Genomic DNA, 20122 nt, shown 5'->3' on the forward strand with positions numbered 1-20122 from the left:
CACGTTACCCGCCGGTTACTTCTCGCCGGGTGTCCGTACACGTCCTCTGCCTGCCGCGATCCGACCGTCGCACGGCCTGAACCACCGCTCCCTCGCTCCCTCGCCCGGCCCTGGTGGGAACCCCGGAACCCAAGGAGAGCCCGTGATCTCTCAGCCCGCCCGGCAAGCAGGCCGGGACCTCGTCGTCGTGGTCAGCCCGTTCGAGGAGCCCAACGCCCCGATGATCGCGGCCGCCGGACGGGCCGGTGCGCTGGGCCTGCTCGACCTCGGCAGGGATCGCGACCGGGCGCGCACCGCGATGGCCGGGCTGCGGGGCCGCTACGGCGTCCGCCTACCGGCCGGATGCCCGCTCACCCCGGACGAACTGCCCGCCGCCGTGGACACCGTGCTGCTCACCGAGCCCTGGTGGCGCACCGGCACGGAGGTCTGGGCGGACGGTGGCAGGCGCCAGGTATGGGCCGAGGTCACCAGCCCCGCCGAGGCCGCGGCCGCCGTCGCCGCCGGCGCGGCCGGCCTCGTCGCCAAGGGACACGAGGCCGGCGGCCGGGTCGGCGAACTGACCACTTCCGTACTGCTGCAACGGCTGCTGGCCGACCCCGAGTTGACCGTGCCGGTCCTGGCGGCAGGAGGCATTGGCCTGCACACGGCGGCCGCGGCCGTCGCGGGCGGAGCCGCCGGCGTCGTACTCGACACGCAGCTCGCGCTCACCACCGAAGGCGCAGCCCAACTTCCCGCCGCCGTCGAGGCCGCGATCCGGGCCATGGACGGCAGCGAAACCACCCTCGTCGCGGGCCACCGTGTGTACACCCGTCCCGACCTGGCACCGCCGAAAGGGAACATCGCCGAACTCCTCGGCGCCCGCGGCCTGCACACGCAGCCACTACCCATCGGACAGGACGGGCCGATCGCCGCCCGGCTCGCCTCCCGCCACTGCACCACCGGCTCCGTCGTACAGGCCGTCAGGGCGGCCATCACCGACCACCTCGAAGCGGCCGTACGAGCCCGCCCCCTCCAGCCGCGCCCCGGCGAACGCCACCTGCCTGTGGTCCAAGGGCCCATGACCCGCGTCAGCGACCGGCCCGAATTCGCCTCCGCCGTGGCCGAAGCGGGCGGGCTGCCCTTTTTGGCCCTGGCCGTGATGGACGGCCAGGACGTGCGCGAGCTGCTCAGCGAAACCGCCGAGCGCCTGGCCGGCCGGGACTGGGGCGTCGGACTGCTCGGCTTCGCCCCCGACGAACTACGCCGCGAACAGCTCGCCGCCGTGGCCGGGACACAGCCCCCGTACGCGATCATCGCCGGCGGCCGGCCCGCCCAGGCCGCCCCACTCGAAGCCGCCGGGACCCGGACGTATCTGCACGTGCCCTCCCCGGGACTGCTGGAGCAGTTTCTCGCCGAGGGAGCGCGCAGGTTCGTCTTCGAAGGGCTCGAATGCGGCGGCCACATCGGCCCGCGTGCCGCCTTCCCGCTCTGGGAGGAGCAGATCGAGCGGCTGCTCGCGTGCCCGTACGCCGCCGAACTCGACGTGCTCTTCGCCGGTGGCATCCACGACGAGCGATCCGCGGCGATGGCGATGGCAGCCGCCGGCCCGCTCGCCGAGCGCGGGGCCCGGACCGGCGTCCTCATGGGCACCGCCTATCTGTTCACCGAGGAGGCCGTCGCCGCCGGAGCCGTGCTGCCCGGCTTCCAGCGGACGGCGATCGAGTGCGAGTCCACCGCGCTGCTGCGCACCGCCCCCGGTCACGCCACACGCTGCGCAGCGACGCCGTACGCCGATGCCTTCACCGCCACCGCCCGGCGGCTTGGTCAGGACGGCGCGAGCCCTCATGAAGTCTGGGAGGAACTGGAAAAACTCAACCTCGGGCGGCTGCGGATCGCCAGCAAGGGCCTGCGCCACACCGGCGCGGGCCCCGTCCCGGTGGACGAGAAGGAGCAGCGCCGCGAGGGCCTCTACATGCTCGGCCAGATCGCGACCGCCCGCACCGCCACCACCACGGTCGGGGCCCTGCACGCCCAGGTGACCGACGGAGCGACGGCTCTGCTCGCCGAGCGGGCGGAGCAGCTCCGCAGTCTGCCGGCCAAGGACGACCGGCACGACGAAGCCCCGCTCGACATCGCCGTCGTCGGCATGGCCTGCCGCTACCCCGGCGCGGACGACCTCGCCGGGTACTGGTCGAACATCGTCGCCGGGACCGACTCCGTCACCGAAGTGCCCGTCGGCCGCTGGGACACCGCCGCCTACCACGATCCCGACCCGGCGCGGGCCGGGGAGCGGACCCCGTCCCGGTGGGGCGGCTTCCTGCCGCCCGCGCCGTTCGACGCGCTCGCCCACGGCATCGCCCCGGCCTCGCTCGGCAGCATCGAACCCGTGCAGCTGCTCGCACTCGACATCGCCGCCCGCGCCATCGTCGACGCCGGTTACGCGGGGGAGCGGCACTTCGACCGCTCGCGCACCTCGGTCGTCTTCGGCGCAGAGGCGGGCACCGATCTCGCCGGCGCCTACGGCTTCCGCGCGCTGCACCCCGGCTACCTCGGTGAGCTGCCGCCCGAGCTGGACGCCCAGCTGCCCCGGCTGACCGAGGACTCCTTCCCGGGCGTCCTCGCGAACGTCATCGCCGGGCGGGTCGCCAACCGCCTTGACCTCGGCGGCGCCAACTGCACCATCGACGCCGCCTGTGCGTCCTCGCTCGCCGCCCTCGACCTGGCCTGCAGGCAACTGCGTGACCGGGACAGCGACATGGTGCTGTGCGGCGGCGCCGATGTGCACAACGGCATCAACGACTACCTCATGTTCGCCTCCGTACGCGCCCTGTCGCCCACCGGCCGGTGCCGCCCCTTCGACGCCTTCGCCGACGGCATCGCCCTCGGCGAAGGCGTCGCCTGCCTCGTACTCAAGCGACTGGCGGACGCCGAGCGCGACGGCGACCGCATCTACGCCGTCGTCAAGGCCGTCGGCGCCTCCAGCGACGGACGTTCCCTCGGCCTCACCGCACCTCGCCCCGAAGGGCAGCGTCGCGCACTGGAACGCGCCTACCGGCGAGCCGGAGTCACGCCCGCCGAGATCGGCCTCGTGGAGGCACACGGCACGGGCACCGTCGTCGGCGACAGCACCGAACTGGCCGTCCTCACCGAGGTGTTCGCAGAAGGCGACACGGGCTCCTGCTCGCTCGGCTCGGTCAAGTCGCAGCTCGGCCATACGAAATGCGCGGCGGGCCTGGCCGGGCTCGTCAAGGCGGCTCGGGCCGTGCACTCCGGCGTACGGCCGCCGACCCTGCACCTGACCAGCCCCAACCCCGCCTGGCAGCCGGATACCAGCCCCTTCTGCTTCGACACCGAGGCCAGGCCGTGGGCCGCGCCCGCCGGGCAACGGCTCGCCGCGGTCAGTGCCTTCGGCTTCGGCGGCACCAACTACCACGCGGTCCTCGCCGGCTACGGGGATGCGGGCGAGCCCGCACACGGGCTGGATGCCTGGCCGGCCGAACTGTTCTGCTTCCGGGGCACCGACCGCGTGGCAGCACTCCGTGCGATCGACCGCCTCGCCGCCAGGCTGGAACAGAACGACGCGGCGGGACGCCCATGGCCGCTGCGCGACCTCGCCGCCGAGACCTCTGCCGGTGAGGGCGAGATCCAGGTCGCGGTCGTCGCCGAAAGCCTCGACGACCTGGCGGCAAAGCTGGACCTGGCCAGGGACTTCGCCACCGGCGAGGGCATACATGTGCGCAACGACGCGTGCGAGTCGGGCCGGACCGCCTTCCTCTTCCCTGGGCAGGGCAGCCAGCGTCCTGGCATGCTCGGCGATCTGTTCATCGCCTTCCCCCGGCTGCGGACGACGCTGTACGCAGCGGACCCGCGCCGCGTGAGCAGGATGTTCCCGTCAGCAGCCTTCACGCCCGAGGAGCGGGCAGCCCGGCGCGCCGCCGTCACCGACACCCGGGTCGCCCAGCCCGCCCTCGGCCTCACCGGCGCCGCCGCGCACCTCCTGCTCACGACGCTCGGCATACGTCCCGACTGCACGGCCGGCCACTCCTACGGCGAACTGGTCGCCCTCTGGGCCGCCGGTGTCTATGACACCGCGACCCTCCTCCGGCTCAGCGACCGCAGGGCCGACGCGATCCTCGCCGCCGCCGGTGACGACCCCGGAGCGATGGCCGCGGTGCCCGCCCCGCCGGGGCAGCTGCCGGAACTGCCACCCGGCTGCGTTGTCGCGAACCACAACTCGCCGTCCCAGTGCGTCATCTCAGGGCCCACGCAGGCGGTCGACGCCGCGATCGGTGCGCTGCGCGACGCGGGCATCGCCGCCGAACGCATCCCGGTCGCCTGCGCCTTCCACAGCGGCGTCGTCGCGGGCGCCGCCGACACGCTGGCCGCGGAACTGGCCGGTTCGGCCGTGGCCGAGCCCGCGGTCCCGGTCTGGTCGAACACCACCGCGCGCCCCTACCCCGCCGACGCGGTGGGCGTACGGGAGTTGCTGGCCCGCCAGCTCGCCGAACCCGTGCGTTTCGCCGAGCAGATCGAAGCCATGTACGCCTCCGGGGTACGGACCTTCGTGGAGGCCGGGCCTGGCCGGGTGCTCACCGGGCTCGTCGGCCGCATCCTGGGCGACCGGCCGCACACCGCCGTCCCGCTCGACGTCCCGGGCGAACACGGGCTGAGCCGCCTGGTGACCACGCTGGCCGAACTCGCCGCGGCGGGCGTCCCGTTCGACGCGGAGCCTCTGTTCAAGGGCCGTACCTCGGCGCTGCCCGCCGAGACGCCCCGGCGCCCCGGCTGGCTGGTGGACGGCCATCTCGTGCGGACGGCGGACGGCGAACCTGTGGCGGGCGGACTGCGCCCGGCCCGGCGAGTGGCGGCGGCCCCTGCCCCGGCGGCCGCGGACCGGCGGGAGGACGCCGTACTGGAGTACCTGCGCGGAGCCCGGGAGCTGGTCGCCGCGCAACGGGACGTCCTGCTGGGCTACTTGGGAGCCGACCGCGTGCCGCTACCGGCGGCCGCACCCGTGCGGGAGCAAGAACCCCTCGCGCCCCAACCGGCCGCCGACGAGTCCCAAGCCGGCCCCCTGACGCGCGAGCAGCTCATGGACGCCGTATTGGAGATCGTCCATGTCCGCACCGGTTACCCGAGAGAGATGCTCGATCCCGCGCTCGACCTGGAAGCCGACCTCTCGGTGGACTCCATCAAGCGGGTGGAGATCATCGGTGCGCTGGCCGACCGCATCGGGCTGCCGCGCGGTCAGGACGGCCCGGCGGAATCGGCCGTCGAGGAACTCTCCCGGCTGAAGACCATCAGCGGCATCGTCGACTGGATTGTCGCGCGAGGAGCTGTCACCGAGCCTGAAGCGCCCCCGGCCGCCGAGGCGCCCAAGCACCAGGACGCGCCTCGCCCGACGCTGCCCGCGCGACTCCTGGTCGAGGTCGCTCCCGTGGGGCCGCCCACCACCCGCGACCCGGCCGATGTGCTACCCGGCCTGCGGTTCGCCGTCGTCGACGACGGTCTCGGGGTTGCCCTCGCCCTCGCCGCCGCGCTGGAGTCGCACGGCGCCGAGGTACGCACCCTCCACCCGGACCGCCTGGCGGACGCCGCCGGGGCCGACGGCGTCGTGGACCTCAGCGCGCTGCGCCCCGCCCCGGACCCCGTGCTTGCGGAGACCTTCGGTGCCTTGCGCGCGACATTGACGGCGGGCACACGCCGACTGCTGCTCGTCACCGGACGCGGCGGAGCGTTCGGCCGTTCCGTGCCGTCACACGAATCGCCGGTCCCCGCCGACCCGATCCCCGGCGCGGGACTGTACGGCTTCGCCCGTACCGCGGCGATCGAACACCCCGGCACCGCCGTGCGCGCCGTGGACATCGACCCCAAGGACCGCCCCGAGCGGATCGCCGCCCATCTGATCGCCGAACTGTGCGCCCCCGAGGAACCAGTGGTCATCGGCTACACCAACGGCACCCGCAACACTCTGCGCACCGTCGCCGTCCCCCTCCCCGTCACCGAAGCGGCGCCACCGCTTCCGATCGGCCGCGAAGCGGTGGTGCTGCTCACCGGCGGGGCTCGTGGCATCACGGCTCGTACGGCCATCGCCATCGCCGAAGCCACCGGCTGCCACATCGAACTCATCGGCCGCACCCCGCCCCCCGACGGCGCCGAGGACCTGGCCGTCGCCCACGCCCACGACAGGGTCGCCCTGCGTGCGGCCCTCGTACGGCAAGGCCTGCGCACCCCCGCAGAGATCGAGACGGCCGCGACCCGCATCCTCGCCGCGCGCGAGATCCGTACCACCCTCGCCGTCCTCACCTCCACCGCCGCCTCCGTGCGCTATCACGCGGCGGACGTCACCGACGCCGATGCCGTACGCGCGGTCATCCGCGACGTACGTACGCGCCAGGGTCGGCTCGACGGCATCGTGCACGGCGCCGGAATCCTCGAGGACAGGCTGCTGCGCGACAAGGACCCGGCGTCCTTCGCGCGGGTGTTCACCACCAAGGTCGACGGCGCCCGCCACCTCGCCGACGCCGCCGCGGACCACGGCGACGGCCCCACCCCCGCCTTCCTGGTCATGTTCGGCAGCATCGCAGGCGTCCTCGGCAACCGCGGCCAGGCCGACTATGCGGCAGCCAACGACGCCCTGGACACCCTCGCGGCCACCCCGGCCTGGTCGCGCCGCTTCCCCGGCCGGGTCCTCGCCGTCGACTGGGGCCCGTGGGCGGCCGAGGCAGGCGGCATGGTCACCCCGGAGCTGGAGCGGATGTACGCGAGCCGCGGCATCCCGCTCCTCGATCCGGCCGCGGGCACGGCCGCGTTCCTCGCCGAGCTGGCGCACGGCACCACCGGCCAGGTCGTACTCCTCGCGGAAGAGGCTTCGGGGGAGAGCTCCCATGCCTGACCGCGGCCCCCGCCCGGCCGACGCCGCCATTATCGGCATGGGCGCCGTCTTCCCCGGAGCCGCCGACCTGGCCGCGTACCGTCGCAACCTCTTCGCGGGCACGGACGTCATCAGCGAAGTACCACCCGGACGCTGGGACCCGCAGGTCTACTACGACGCGAACGGCACCGAAGGACCTGCGCGTAGCGATCACTTCTACTGTCGGCGCGGCGGTTTCATCGACGAGCTCGCCGCCTTCGATCCGACCAGGTTCGGCATCATGCCCGCGGCCGTGGCCGGTGCGGAGCCCGACCAACTGCTCGCCCTGCGGGTCATCGCCGAGGCCGTGGCCGATGCCGGGGGCGAGGAGCGGCTGCCCGCCGACCGCTCCCGGATCGGCGTCATCCTCGGCCGTGGCGGGTTCATGGGCGTGGCCACCGCCCGCCTCGACCAGCGCGTACGCACCGCCCACCAGCTGTCCGCGACCCTGCGCGAACTCGTCCCCGAACTGGGGGAGGAGCGGATCAAGGAGGTCCGCGAAGCCTTCCAGGCGGGGCTGGGTCCCGAACGGCCGGAGGCGTCGATCGGCCTCGTACCCAGCTTCACCGCCGCCAGGGCCGCCAACCGCCTCGACTTCCGCGGCCCCGCCTACACCCTCGACGCCGCCTGTGCCTCCTCGCTGCTCGCCGTCGAGCAGGCGGCCGGTCTCCTGGCGTCCGGCAGCTGCGACCTGATGGTCGCCGGAGCCGTCCACCACTGCCATATCGCCACGCTCTGGAGCGTCTTCACCCAGCTGCGGGCGCTCAGCCCGAGCCAGCAGATCCGCCCCTTCGACCGCCGCGCCGACGGAACGCTGCTGTCCGAAGGCACGGGCGTCGTCCTCCTCAAGCGCCTCGCCGACGCCGAACGCGACGGCGACCGCGTCTATGCCGTCGTACGAGGCGTCGGCGTGGCCGGCGACGGCCGGGCCGCGAGCCTGATGAGCCCCCTGGTGGACGGCCAGGTACGCGCCCTGCACCAGGCCTGGGCGCAGGCCGGCCTGGACCCGGCAGCGCCCGGCGCGCTCGGTCTGCTGGAGGCGCACGGCACCGGAACGCCGGTCGGTGACGAGGCCGAACTCACCACCCTGGCCCGCGTCTTCGGTCCGCGCACGGCGGGCGCCGAGCCGGTCGCGATGGGCTCCGTGAAGTCGATGCTCGGTCACACCATGCAGGCTTCCGGGATGGCCGGGCTGATCAAGGCCGTACTGGCGGTGCACGATGGGACGCTGCCGCCGACGCTCCATCTCGAAGAGCCGCACGAGGGCTTCGCCAGGACGCGTATGCGCCCGGTGACGGTGGCGGAACCCTGGGACCGCGGGAGCGCGCCGCGACGCGCGGGCGTGAACGCCTTCGGCTTCGGCGGGATCAACGCGCATGTGGTGCTGGAGGAGGCGCCGGGGGCCTTTGCCTCGGGCCACCTGCTGGGGCCGGGCCGACCGGCAGCGGCAGCGCGCGCCTCGGGGCCGACCGGCCATCCCGAGGTGACGCTGCTGGCTGCCAGGACTCCCGGCGAACTCGGCCGTCTGGTAGAGGAGTTGCGTGTTCCGGAGCAGGCCGCGCAGTCGCCCACCTCCGACGGTCCCTGCCGCCTCGCCGTGCTCGGCCTTACCCCGAAGCGCCGTGCTCTGGCCGCCGCGGTCGTTGCCCGAGGACGGCCGTGGCGCGGGCGCGGCGGCGTGTGGTTCACACCGCGCCCGCTGCTCGCGCACGATGCCCGACCGGCCTTTCTCTTCCCCGGCCTTGAGCCGGACTTCGCGCCGCAGGTCGATGATGTCGCCGACCGCTTCGGGCTGCCGCGGCCCGCCCTGACCGGCGGCGGCACGCTGGTGGAGCGGGCGGTGGACGCCATCACGGTCGGCCGCTTCTTCGCCCGCGTACTGCCCGAACTGGGAATCCGCCCACGGCTGTTGGCGGGGCACAGCCTGGGCGAGTGGACCGCGATGGTGGTCGCCGGGATGTACCCGCAGCACGCCGTCGACACCTTTCTCGACTCGCTGCGGCCGGGTGATCTCGACGTCCCCGATCTGGTCTACGCGGCACTCGGCTGCGGGGCGGAGCAGGCCACCGACGCGCTGCACGGCCTTGACCGTGTTGCGGTGAGCCACGACAACTGCCCCCACCAGTCGGTGCTGTGCGGCGAACCCCGCCCCGTGGCCGAAGCGCTGACCCGGCTGGCCGACCAGGGCGTACTCACCCAGGAGCTGCCCTTCCGGTCGGGCTTCCACACACCCATGTGGGCGCCCTACCTCGACCAGGTGCGCGCCGCCTTCGCCCGACTGCCGCTCCGGCCGCCGGACGTGCCCGTCTGGTCGGCGACCACGGTCGCCGCATATCCGGGTACGGAGCAGGACGTACGGGACGTGGTGCTGCGCCATCTGCTGGAGCCGGTGCACTTCCGGGAGTTGACGACACGGTTGTACGCCGAGGGCGTGCGGGCCTTCGTACAGATGGGTCCCGGCAGCCTCCCGGGCTTCGTGTCGGACAGTCTGCACGGCCGGGACCACCTCGCGGTCTCGGCGGGCGCGGCCCGGGGCGGCAGCGGGCTGGACCAACTGCGCCGACTGGCGGCGGCGCTGTGGACGGAGGGGCTGAACCCCCGCTGGGACCGATTGACGGAGCGCGCGTCTGCGGTGCTGGGGCAGGGCGTTGTGCGGCTCGGTCCGGGGTCGAACGGCACGCCGCCCGCTGAGCCGACGTCGTCCGCTGCATCGGCCCCGCCCGCCGCCCCCGAGCCGAGCCTCGTGCGGCTCGATCTCGGGTCTCCGCTGGTGAGTCTGGGTGGCGCGGCGTCCCCCCTCCACCTGGCTCGCCCGTCCGGGAAGGCCCGGACAGCCGCCACGGACCAACCACCCGTACTGCTCTCGGCCCTCGACGCCGTACTGGACGAGACGGAAGACGCGGCGCGCGCCGTTGCCGAAGCCTGGCGCGCGGCACCCGCCCCGCAGTCGCCGGGGCGACCTGTACCCAACGCCCCGGACGAAACGCCACCCGCCCACCGCACCCGGCGGCGGCTCTCCCTCGAGACCATGCCGTACGTCCGCGACCACTGTGTCTATCTCCAGCCCGACAGCTGGCCCGATGCCTCGGACCGCTTCCCCGTCGTCCCCATGACCACGCTGCTGGAGCTCGCCGCGGACGCCGCGCGCCGTGCGGTGCCCGGAGGCGTGGTGACCGGTTTCGGCGACGTACGCGCGTTGCGCTGGCTGGCCGTCGACCCGCCCGTCGACGCGGAGTTCAGCGTGACCCCCGCCCCCACCGGCGGCCAGGTACGCGTGGAGATCGGCGGGTGCGCGAGTGTCACCGTCGTCCTCGCCGACCGCCACCCCGTGCGCCCCGCGCCCGATCTCTCGGCGCTGACCCGGGAACTGCCACCTCCCGTCAGCGCCGAGGCCCTCTACCGCGACCGGTGGATGTTCCACGGTCCTCAGTTCGCCGGCGTCCATGAGGTGACCGCCGTCGCCGACGACGGCATTCGCGGGGTGCTGCGCGCCCTGCCCGCGCCGGGCGCCCTGCTGGATGCCGCCGGGCAACTCCTCGGCCACTGGATGCAGTTGCGCCTGCCCGTCGACCGGCTGGTCTTCCCCGCGTCCCTGGACCGGGTCAGCCTGTACGGGCCCGCCCCACGTGACGGCGCGCTGCTGCACGCCACCGCCCGCATTCGCGCCGTACGGCCGGGCTCCGTACACGGCGACGTGGAACTCGTCGCCGACGACGGCACCGTGTGGGCCCGCCTGGAAGGCTGGACGTACCGGCGTTTCGCTGCCGACGAGCGGGTGTGGCCGATGAAGTTCACTCCGGAGGTCTGCGGCATCGGCGAGCCGCAGCCCGGCGGCTGGTGCCTGGCCCGGCGCCGCTGGACCGACTCCGCCTCGCAGGAGCTCGTGATGCGGCGCTATCTGGGGGCCGCCGAGCGGGCGGCGTACGAGCAGCGCCCGCCGCGGGCCCGCACGGCCTGGCTGCTCGGGCGGATCGCCGCGAAGGACGCCGTACGCCAACTGCTGTGGGACGGGGGCGCGGGGCCGCTCTTCCCCGCGGAGGTCCCCGTCGGCAACGACGACGTGGGCCGCCCGAATGCGCAGGGCCCGCTCGCCGCCGGACTCCGGCTCTCGCTCGCCCACAAGGACCGGCTGGCCGTGGCGTACGCCCACCCCAGCCACGCGGTCGGCATCGACGTCGAGGCCGTCACCGAGGACCCCGCGGCGCTGAGCCGGATCGCGCTCACCGCAGACGAGCGGCGGCTGGCCGACCAACTCGCCGCGCGTGAGGGGTTCGACCGGGCCCAGGCACTGACCGCACTCTGGTCCGCCAAGGAAGCCGCCGCCAAGGCCGAGGGCGCCGGCCTGGGCGGCCACCTGAAGCAGTGGACCGTCAGCGAGGGCCCCACCGGGCTCCGCGTGCTCTCTCCACAGGGCCGCACCCACACCGTACGGATCAGCACGGTCCACGATCTGCCCGGCCCTGACGCTCGGCCCACCGCCCATGTTGTCGCCTGGACCCAACCCCCCACCCCGAACCCCATGGAGGCCAGCCATGGCATCTGACCCCACCGCCGAACAGATACTCGCCGAGATCACCGCCATGCTCGTCGAGACAGTCGGCGACGAGTTCCTGCTCGCCGACGAGGTGACCCTGGCGACGACGTTCAACGAGGACCTGGCGCTGGAGAGCATCGAGTTCGTCGCACTCGCGGAACTGCTCCAGCAGCGGTACGGGTCAGCCGTGGACCTGATCGCCTTCCTGGCCGAGAAGGACATGGAGGAGATCCTGGCCATGACGGTCGGCGATCTCGTGTCCCATATCGCAGGCACACCCGCTCCGGCCGCCGTCGGCACACCCGCTCCGTCCGCCGTCGTCGCCAACGCCCCGGCCGGCTGAGCCCGGCCATGGCCGAGATTCTCGCCAACTCCCTCCGCTTCCACGTCCACCGGCTGCCCGCCGCCGACGCGGACAGTGGCGCGGGCGCGACCGCCGTCTTCCTGCACGGCCTGGTCGTCGACAACCTCTCCAGCTTCTACTGCACCCTCGCCGTCCCTGCCGCCCGGGCCGGGCATGACGTCGTCCTCTACGACCAGCGCGGCCACGGCCGCACCGAGCGCCCGGCCACCGGCTACGACATCGACACGTCAGTACGTGATCTGACCGCCCTGCTCGCCGCCCTGGGTCTCGACGAACGCCCGGTGCATCTCGTCGGCAACAGCTACGGCGGCACGCTCGCCCTGCGCACCGCGCTCGCGCGCCCCGACCTCGTCGCCGGGCTCATCCTGATCGAGCCCCCGCTGAGCGGCCCCTGGATCGAGAACATGCTCGACACGCTCTCCGTCGCCGCCCTGGGTCTCGAAGACAGCCAGGTGCCGCAGGAACTCGCCTCGCTCGGCGCGCGTAAGGCCGCCCGGCTGACCGCCACCGCCGATGAACTCCTCAACCGCACCACCCTGATCGACGACATCGCGGCGGCATGGCCGTTCACGGCCGAGGACTTCGCCCGGGTGCGCTGTCCGGTGCTGGCCGTCTGCGGGGAGCACTCCGAACTCGCCCCCGGGGCCCGGCAATTGGCCCGCTACGCCCCCCGGTGCACCGTCCGCGTCCTGCCGGGTCTCGGCCACGACGTGCTCCAGGGCGGCACCGGCGAGCTGCGCCGTGCAGTCCTCGACCGACTGGCCGAGGCCCCGCGACGGCAGCCCGAGGCGGTGACGGTATGAAGGTGCTGTTCGTCGTCCCGCCGCTCGCCGGGCACGTCAACCCCACGGTCGCCGTCGCCGCCGAACTGACCGCGCGCGGACACCAGGTCGCCTGGACGGGCCCCGCCGAAGTGCTCTCCGGTCTGCTCCCCGCACGTGCCACTCTCCTCCCGTCCGGCGACCGCACCGGACCCGGAGGCTATGGCACGCTGCACGGCCGCTGGCGCGATCTGTGCGGCGTCGCCGCTCTGCGCTTCCTGTGGGAGGAGGCGCTCATCCCGCTCGCCCTCGGGATGATGCCCGGAGTCGAGGCAGCGGTCGACGCGTACGGCCCCGATGTGCTGGTCGCCGACCAACAGGCCATCGCCGGAGCCGTGATCGCCCAGCGGCGCGGACTGCCGTGGGTGACATCCGCGACGACAACGGCCGAGTTCACCAGGCCCTTCGCCGGTTTCCCCAAGGTGGGGGAGTGGGTGGCGGACAGGATCGCCGGATTCCTCGCCGCATGCGGCGCATCCGCCGGCTGGGACCCGCGCTTCTCGGACCGCCTGGTTCTAATCTTCTCCACCCCCGAGCTCCTCGGCGCGGACGAGGCCGGTCCCGATCACCACGCCTTCGTCGGACCCGCGCTCGGCTCCCGCCCGGCCGACGCCTCGTCCTTCCCGTGGCGGCGACTGGATCCCGTGCGCCGCCGGGTGCTGGTCTCGCTCGGCACGCTCAATCGCGAGGCGGGCGGCCGCTTCTACACCACGGTCCTGCGGGCCGCCGAGCGTCTGGCCGACCATGTGCAACTCATTGTGGCCGCACCCGCCGACCTGGTCGGCGAGGTACGGGAGGACCATGTCCTGCTTCAGGAGTACGTTCCCCAACTCCCCTTGCTGCCGCACCTCGACGCCGTGGTCTGCCACGGCGGGCACAACACCGTCTGCGAGGCACTGGCCCACGGCCTGCCCCTCGTCGTGGCGCCGGTCCGTGACGACCAGCCCATCGTCGCCCAGCAGGTCGCGGCGGCCGGGGCAGGCATCCGGGTGCGCTTCGGCCGTCCTCGCGCGGACGAGATCCACGCCGCCATGAGCGCTGTCCTCGACGACCCGCACCACCGCCGGGCCGCTCGCCGCATCCAGACGTCCTTCGCCGCGGCCGGCGGTGCCGCGGCCGCGGCCGACAGGTTGGAGAAACTGCTATGACACAGTCCCGTACTCGCGTCCCGTGGGCCGCGATCGCCGCACTGGCCGGGCTCACCGCAGGCACGGTGCGCGCCCGCCGCCGACTGGCGGCCGTACCCGTACTGGACATGGACGCCGCTGCGGACAGTGTGCCCGCCGACGGCTGGCAACTGATCACCGCCCGCGGCGTCGAGGTCGACAAAGCCACCCTGGCCGCCGCGGTCGCCTACGCGGAACGAACCGGTCTGCAACTCCTCGACCTGGTCCCGGGCCAACTCGACACAGAACACACACTGGGCCTGCTCCGTGATCTCGACCTCAAGGACTCACGCTTCGCCCGCACGGGCAAGGTGCGCGGCGCAGGACACGCCCTGCTGGTGGCCGACCATGTCCGGGACCGGTCGGGGGCCGAGGTGGAGACCGACCTCGACACCGTGGAACTGCACACCCTGCTCGGCCGTTTGAAGGAGTACGCCACCGCCGCGACCGGTATCGCCATCGCCCCCGGAGTATCCGCCCCGGCGCCCGGCCTCGCAGGGAGGGCCGCGGAGCTGCGCGCCCAGGGACTGCCCCCGCGCCTGGTGGCCGCCGTTCAACTGGCAGGCCTGGCGCTGCTCGTGCGCGCGGCCGCCACGGACCGCCGCTGGGGTGCAGCGGCACTCGCCCTCTACTGGCTGCAGCCCGCCCTGGTCCTCGGCGGCCGGGGCAGCTCGCTGCGCCCGGCAGACCTGACGCGCGTCACCGCCGCACGGCCGCTGCACTGTGTCGGCACCGCCCTGCGTACCGCCACGGGCGACGACCCCGGCCTGGCAGGAACGCTGTCCGAGCTGGAAGCGCTGCGGCCCGGCTACGCCGCCGACCTCAAGGAGGGCACCGACAGGTTCCTCGAGCCCCGCCGCCCCGACTGCCCCTGGTGCGGCTCCACCGAGCTGACCGTACGCACCCACATGCCCGACCTGTTCCAGGGCAAGCCGGGCCACTTCACCCTCGAACAGTGCGGGGGCTGCGGGCACACCTTCCAGAACCCCCGCCTCTCCCTCGCCGGCCTCGACTTCTACTACCGCGACTTCTACGACGGCCTCGGCGTCGGCGGCGCCGCTCATGTCTTCGGCACGATGGGCCCCTCGTACCGCGGCCGCGCCGCCATGCTCAAGCCGTTCGGCAAGCCCGCCGCCTGGCTCGACGTGGGCACCGGGCACGGCCACTTCTGCGACAGCGCCCGCGACATCTGGCCCGACACCCGCTTCGACGGCCTGGACATGGCCGCAACTGTGCGCGAGGCGGAGGCCCGCGGCTGGATCGGCACCGCCCACTGCGGTCAGTTCCCCGAGCTCGCCGCCGGACTCGTCGACCGCTACGACACCGTCAGCATGTACCACTATCTGGAACACACCCGGGACCCGCTCGCCGAGCTCGACGCGGCCGCCGAGGTGCTGCCTCCCGGCGGGCATCTGCTCATCGAACTGCCCGACCCCGAATCCCGGCTCGCCCGTCTGCTGGGCGCGCACTGGCTGCCCTGGTTCCAGCCCCAGCACCAGCACTTCATCCCGGTCGCCAATCTCCGCCAGGCGCTGGCCGAACGCGGGTTCACGGTCCTGGCCGAGGAGCACGGCGCGGCCCACCAGTCCTGTGACTTCGTCGGCGCCGTCCTCCTCACCGCGAACCGGATCGCCCCCAATCCGTACGCCCCCTGGGGACCGGGCGACGCCACGGTGGCCCGGCGGGCGTTCCGCACAGCCGTACAGACCGTGGCGCTGCCGTGCTACGCGGCTGCCGCGGCCCTGGACACGGCGCGCGCGGCGGTGGCCCGCGCCACCGATGGCGGCAACGCCTACCGCCTACTCGCCCGCAAGTCGCCGCCGTCACCGGGGGCGAGGTGACGGAATGAGCACCCTGGACATCGCCCGCCGCCATACGGCCGACCCGCTCTTTCGGCTGGTCGCCTACGCTCTCGAATCGGCACACGACCGGCCCCCGGCCACGGTGTGGAGCGCTCCGCACGCCTTCCACATCGGCTCGCCGCACCTCGTCGCCGCCGCCGGCTGGCCGGTGGCCGCGGCCGCCGCACCCCGCGACGACGGTCTCGTACGACTGAGTTCGCTCGCCCACCCGGCACAGAGCTGCGAACTCCCGCTCACCGGCCCGCCACCGCCCCACCCCGACTGGGCGGCCCGCACCTACGCCCTGCTGCGCACCATGGCCGACGTCGGATACTGCCGCGGCGGCATCGACCTGCACATCCACTCCACACTGACCGCAGCGGCCGGTCTTTCGAGTGCCGAACCGCTGGAGTGTGCCGTGGCGCTCGCGGTCGCCGATCTGCACGTCGGACGTACAAGGCCGCGCCCGCCGCGCGACAGGCTGGCCGGCCTTGCGAGGGCCGCCGCGCCCGACGGCGACGAAGCGCTGCGCGAGGCCGTGCTGTTCGCCCGCCCCGGCCGGGCCCTGCTGCTCGGCGGTCACGGCCGGCGCCGCGTCCGCTTCGACCCGGCCGAGCACGGCGCGCGGCTGACGCTGCTGGTGACCCGCGCAGAAGGCCACGGCGCACCCGACATCCAGCGCGCTGTGGAGAGCGCGCGGCGTGCGGGTGCGACGGCCGCCTGGTGGCCCGGACTGCGGCCGGAGCGCAGCGCACTGGTGCTGCTGCCGCAGGACCGGGTGACCCATGTCCGTACCACGGTGGCCGAGGAGTTCCGCACCAGCGGACGGCGCGTGCCGCGCTTCGTGAACATCACCGTGGCGGGCGCGGCCCGCCGCGAGGAGTGAGAGCAACGAGGAGTGAGAGGGAGAAGGAGGAACCCGCCATGAAACCAAGGGCCTTACCGGACCGGACGGCGGACCGGACACCGGACCGGTCACCGATCCGAGAGCCGCACGCGGGGAGCGGTCCGAGCCGCGGGACGTGGCGGGCGACGGCCGCCGGAATCTTCAGCACACTCTGCCTGATCGCTGCCCTCGGCGCGGCCGAGTCCCGCGCAGCCGAGCCGCAGGAGCCCGCCTCCCTCCCCACTTACGACCACGTGGTCGTCGTCGTCTTCGAGAACAAGCAGTACGGCGAGATCATCGGCAGTGCCAACGCGCCGTACGTCAACCAGCTTGCGAACGCCGGCGCGAGCCTGACCGCGATGAAGGCGCTTACCCACCCCAGCCAGCCGAACTACTTCAACCTCTTCTCCGGCGCCACCCAGGGCATCACGGGAGACGGCTGCTACGCACCCCAGTCGATGAGCGCCGCCAACCTCGGACAGGAACTGATCGCCGCGGGCAAAACCTTCGCCACCTACAACGAAGATCTGCCGAGCGAGGGATCCACCGCCTGCACCAACGGCCAGTACGCGCAGAAGCACAACCCCTGGTTCGCCTTCAAGAACGTGCCTCTCACCACCGGAAAGACCTGGGGGCAGTTCCCGAAGGGCGACTTCACCGCACTGCCGCACCTGTCGTTCGTCGTTCCGAACCAGTGCAACGACATGCACTCGTGCCCGGTCGCCACGGGCGACACCTGGCTCAAGAACAATCTCGACGCCTACGCCCAGTGGACCAGGGCCAACAACAGCCTGCTGGTGCTCACTTGGGACGAGGACAACTTCCTCGGCTCCAACCGGATCGCCACGGTCTTCTCCGGAGCCAAGGTCAAGCAGGGCAGGTACAGCGGCGCCTACAACCACTACAGCCTGCTGCGCACCTTCGAGGACCTCTTCGGCACCACCCACGCCGGCAACGCGGCGAGCGCCACCCCCATCACCGAGGTCTTCGGGGAAGGAACTCCGCCCGGTGGGGATCTGAGCGTGGCCAACCCCGGCGCGCAGACCTGCAAGGTCAACCAGGCCTGCACGATCCAGATCACCGCTTCGGGCGGTATGGCGCCGCTCAAGTACGCCGCTTCCGGGCTGCCGTTCGGACTCTCGATCGACGCCTCGACCGGCCGGATCAGTGGCAAGCCATGGCAGGTCGGCACCCGACAGATCACCGCCACGGCCACCGACTCCGCCGGAGCATCGGCCAACACCACCTTCCCCCTGACCGTCAACTGGTTCTGACCGCAACCGGAAGGGAGACCCTGTGTATCTGTCGGCCAGCCGCGCCGCCGACACCACGGCGGGCGTACGCGGCACCCGCCCGCGCCCGCCGAACGGCACCAGGGTCCGCCGCGCGCTCGCCGGCAACGTCATCGCCCTGGGCGCGGTCAGCCTGCTCACCGACGTCTCCGCCGAGATGGTCACCGCCGTCCTGCCGCTCTACCTCGTCGTCGGCCTCGGGATGTCCCCGCTCGCCTTCGGCGCCCTCGACGGCCTCTACCAGGGCGCGACCGTCCTGGCCCGGCTGGCCGGCGGCCACCTCGCCGACCGCGCCCAGCGCCGCAAACTCGTCGCGGGCGCCGGCTATGCCCTGTCCGCCGGATGCAAACTCGCCCTGCTCGCCGCCACGACACCCTGGGCGGTCGGCGCCGTTCTCGGCGCCGACCGCACCGGCAAGGGGCTGCGCACCGCCCCGCGCGACGCGCTCATCTCACTGTCCTGCCCGCCCGAGGAGCAGGGCCGGGCCTTCGGCGTCCACCGGGCGATGGACACCGCGGGCGCCCTGATCGGACCGCTCGCCGCCTTCGCGGTGCTGTGGGCCGCACGCGACGGCTACGACGCCGTGTTCGTGGTCAGCTTCTGCACCGCTGCGCTCGGCGTGCTGCTGCTCGTGCTGTTCGTACGGGACAACTCCGTGGGAAAGGCCGAACGCGCGGCAGCGAGCAGCCGAACACGCCATCGCCGCAAGGCACTTCGCACTCTCGCCCGCACCCGCGGCCTGCCGCGGCTGTGTCTGATCGCCGCGCTGCTCGGCGTGGTCACGGTGAGCGACTCGTTCCTCTATCTGCTGCTCCAGCACCGCCTCGACCTGCCTGCCCCCTACTTCCCGCTGCTGCCCGTCGGCGCCGCCGCCGGATTCTTGCTGCTTGCCGTGCCGCTGGGACGGATCGCCGACCGGATCGGCCGTCGGCAGGTCTTCCTCGTGGGGCACGGGGCGCTGCTCAGCGCCTACCTGCTGCTTCTCGCGCCATGGGGCGGCGGGCCGGTGGCTGCCGGGTGCGTACTCGTGCTGCTCGGTGCGTTCTACGCGGCCACCGACGGCGTACTGATGGCCGCCGCGGGGCCGCTGCTGCCGCCGCATCTGAAGGCGAGCGGCCTTGCGCTGGTGCAGTCGGCGCAAGCCCTTGCCCGCTTCGGCGGCTCATTGCTCTTCGGCGCGGGCTGGATGTATTTCGGCCCCCACGGAGCTCTGACCGTGGCCGCCGCCGGTCTGGCCGCCGCCCTTGCCGCAGTCGCCACCCTCCACCGGGGCAGGCGAGCATGACACCTGCCGGCTCAACACTCCGGGCCAGGCTGCTCGTTCTCGTGCTCGCCACCGCGCTGCTGGCAGCGATCGCCGCAGTCGTCACTCTGCGTGCCGCCGACCGCGCTACCGAACGCGAGCGGGCCACGCCCGGCGAACCGTTCGCCCGAGCCGGTTCGGTGACGCTGCGTCAGCAGGGCACACTCCTCTTCCGCAACCTCGCCTGGGGACCGCAACGCGATCACGTCTCAGCCGTCCCACTGACGACTTTGGCCGGGCCCCGCACCTCCGCGCCCCGCGACTGCCTGCGCTTCCACGCGGCCGCCGGCACAGGCATCTGCCTCCGGTCCACGGGCGGGGTGGTCCCGGGCCACGAGGCCGTGCTGCTGGATGCGCGGCTGCGGCCCGTCCGTACATTTCGGGTGCCCGGAATTCCCACCCGTGCCCGGGTGTCGCCGAGCGGACGACTGGTGGCGTGGACGGTGTTCGTCAGCGGAGACTCGTACGCGGGCGGCGCCTTCTCCACCCGTACCGCCATCTACGACACCCGCACCGGCACCCTCCGGCCCAACCTCGAGAAGTTCACCGTCCTCAAGGACGGACGCCGCCACCGGGCCGCCGACGACAACTTCTGGGGCGTCACCTTCGCCGCCGACGACAACCGCTTCTACGCGACCCTCGCCACCGGCGGCCGTACCCATCTCGTCGAAGGCGACCTGACCCGGCGCACACTGCGGACCCTGCACAGCAACATCGAGTGCCCCTCGCTGTCCCCGGACGGCACCCGCGTCGCCTTCAAGAAGCGCGTCCCCGGCGCCTCGGCCGCCACCCCTTGGCGGCTGCACATCCTGGACCTGCGCACGGGCCGGGACACCGCGGTTTCTGAGCGCAGAAGCGTCGACGACCAGGCGCTGTGGCTGGACGGCCGCACGCTCCTGTACGCGCTGCCCGGTGACTTCGGATCCGATCTCTGGTCGGTCCCGGCGGACGGGGGAGGCACACCACGGATGCTCGTGAAGTCTGCCGTGTCCCCGGCCGTGATCATCTGAGCCCGTGGCGGTG

General features: G+C 73.3%; 10 protein-coding genes. All 10 read left to right on the forward strand.

Going from position 1 to position 20122, the window contains the following annotated elements:
• Positions 1-142: 142 nt before the first annotated feature.
• Genes ACZ3H8_RS28010 through ACZ3H8_RS28055 form a run of 10 tightly spaced genes read left to right on the forward strand, consistent with a single transcriptional unit; the run spans position 143 to position 20109 of the window.
• Complete coding sequence (locus ACZ3H8_RS28010) at positions 143-6874, forward strand: SDR family NAD(P)-dependent oxidoreductase (RefSeq protein ID WP_467406510.1); 6732 nt, start codon at positions 143-145, stop codon at positions 6872-6874.
• Positions 6867-11435 (forward strand): beta-ketoacyl synthase N-terminal-like domain-containing protein, encoded by a 4569-nt coding sequence (locus ACZ3H8_RS28015; RefSeq protein ID WP_467406513.1) that lies wholly within the window; start codon positions 6867-6869, stop codon positions 11433-11435. The genes ACZ3H8_RS28010 and ACZ3H8_RS28015 overlap by 8 nt, the downstream gene beginning before the upstream one ends.
• Positions 11425-11769, forward strand: coding sequence for an acyl carrier protein (locus tag ACZ3H8_RS28020; protein ID WP_467406514.1), 345 nt, complete (start codon positions 11425-11427; stop codon positions 11767-11769). The genes ACZ3H8_RS28015 and ACZ3H8_RS28020 overlap by 11 nt, the downstream gene beginning before the upstream one ends.
• Before the next feature lie 8 nt (positions 11770-11777).
• On the forward strand, positions 11778-12593 hold the full coding sequence (locus tag ACZ3H8_RS28025) for an alpha/beta fold hydrolase (protein ID WP_467406516.1): 816 nt from the start codon (positions 11778-11780) through the stop codon (positions 12591-12593).
• The gene (locus tag ACZ3H8_RS28030; protein ID WP_467406518.1) at positions 12590-13759 is read left to right on the forward strand and encodes a glycosyltransferase; all 1170 of its coding nucleotides are present in this window, start codon (positions 12590-12592) and stop codon (positions 13757-13759) included. The genes ACZ3H8_RS28025 and ACZ3H8_RS28030 overlap by 4 nt, the downstream gene beginning before the upstream one ends.
• Positions 13756-15618: a class I SAM-dependent methyltransferase gene (locus ACZ3H8_RS28035; protein WP_467406519.1), complete on the forward strand. Its 1863-nt coding sequence runs from the start codon at positions 13756-13758 to the stop codon at positions 15616-15618. Before ACZ3H8_RS28030 ends, ACZ3H8_RS28035 begins: the two co-directional genes overlap by 4 nt.
• Before the next feature lie 4 nt (positions 15619-15622).
• Positions 15623-16504, forward strand: coding sequence for a galactokinase (locus tag ACZ3H8_RS28040; RefSeq protein WP_467406522.1), 882 nt, complete (start codon positions 15623-15625; stop codon positions 16502-16504).
• 38 nt (positions 16505-16542) lie between these two features.
• Complete coding sequence (locus tag ACZ3H8_RS28045; RefSeq protein ID WP_467406523.1) at positions 16543-17778, forward strand: alkaline phosphatase family protein; 1236 nt, start codon at positions 16543-16545, stop codon at positions 17776-17778.
• Positions 17779-17800: 22 nt separating this feature from the next.
• Entirely contained in the window at positions 17801-19081 is a 1281-nt protein-coding gene (locus ACZ3H8_RS28050; protein ID WP_467406526.1) for an MFS transporter, read from the forward strand.
• Entirely contained in the window at positions 19078-20109 is a 1032-nt protein-coding gene (locus tag ACZ3H8_RS28055; RefSeq protein ID WP_467406527.1) for a TolB-like translocation protein, read from the forward strand. Before ACZ3H8_RS28050 ends, ACZ3H8_RS28055 begins: the two co-directional genes overlap by 4 nt.
• Positions 20110-20122 lie beyond the last annotated feature (13 nt).

The organism is Streptomyces sp. NPDC002868, assembly GCF_055563295.1.

Coding starts and splice junctions, on each gene's coding strand:
- ACZ3H8_RS28015 (WP_467406513.1), top strand. CDS start 6,867: ATGCCTGACCGCGGCCCCCGCCCGGCCGACGCCGCCATTATCGGCATG.
- ACZ3H8_RS28020 (WP_467406514.1), top strand. CDS start 11,425: ATGGCATCTGACCCCACCGCCGAACAGATACTCGCCGAGATCACCGCC.
- ACZ3H8_RS28025 (WP_467406516.1), top strand. CDS start 11,778: ATGGCCGAGATTCTCGCCAACTCCCTCCGCTTCCACGTCCACCGGCTG.
- ACZ3H8_RS28030 (WP_467406518.1), top strand. CDS start 12,590: ATGAAGGTGCTGTTCGTCGTCCCGCCGCTCGCCGGGCACGTCAACCCC.
- ACZ3H8_RS28035 (WP_467406519.1), top strand. CDS start 13,756: ATGACACAGTCCCGTACTCGCGTCCCGTGGGCCGCGATCGCCGCACTG.
- ACZ3H8_RS28040 (WP_467406522.1), top strand. CDS start 15,623: ATGAGCACCCTGGACATCGCCCGCCGCCATACGGCCGACCCGCTCTTT.
- ACZ3H8_RS28045 (WP_467406523.1), top strand. CDS start 16,543: ATGAAACCAAGGGCCTTACCGGACCGGACGGCGGACCGGACACCGGAC.
- ACZ3H8_RS28055 (WP_467406527.1), top strand. CDS start 19,078: ATGACACCTGCCGGCTCAACACTCCGGGCCAGGCTGCTCGTTCTCGTG.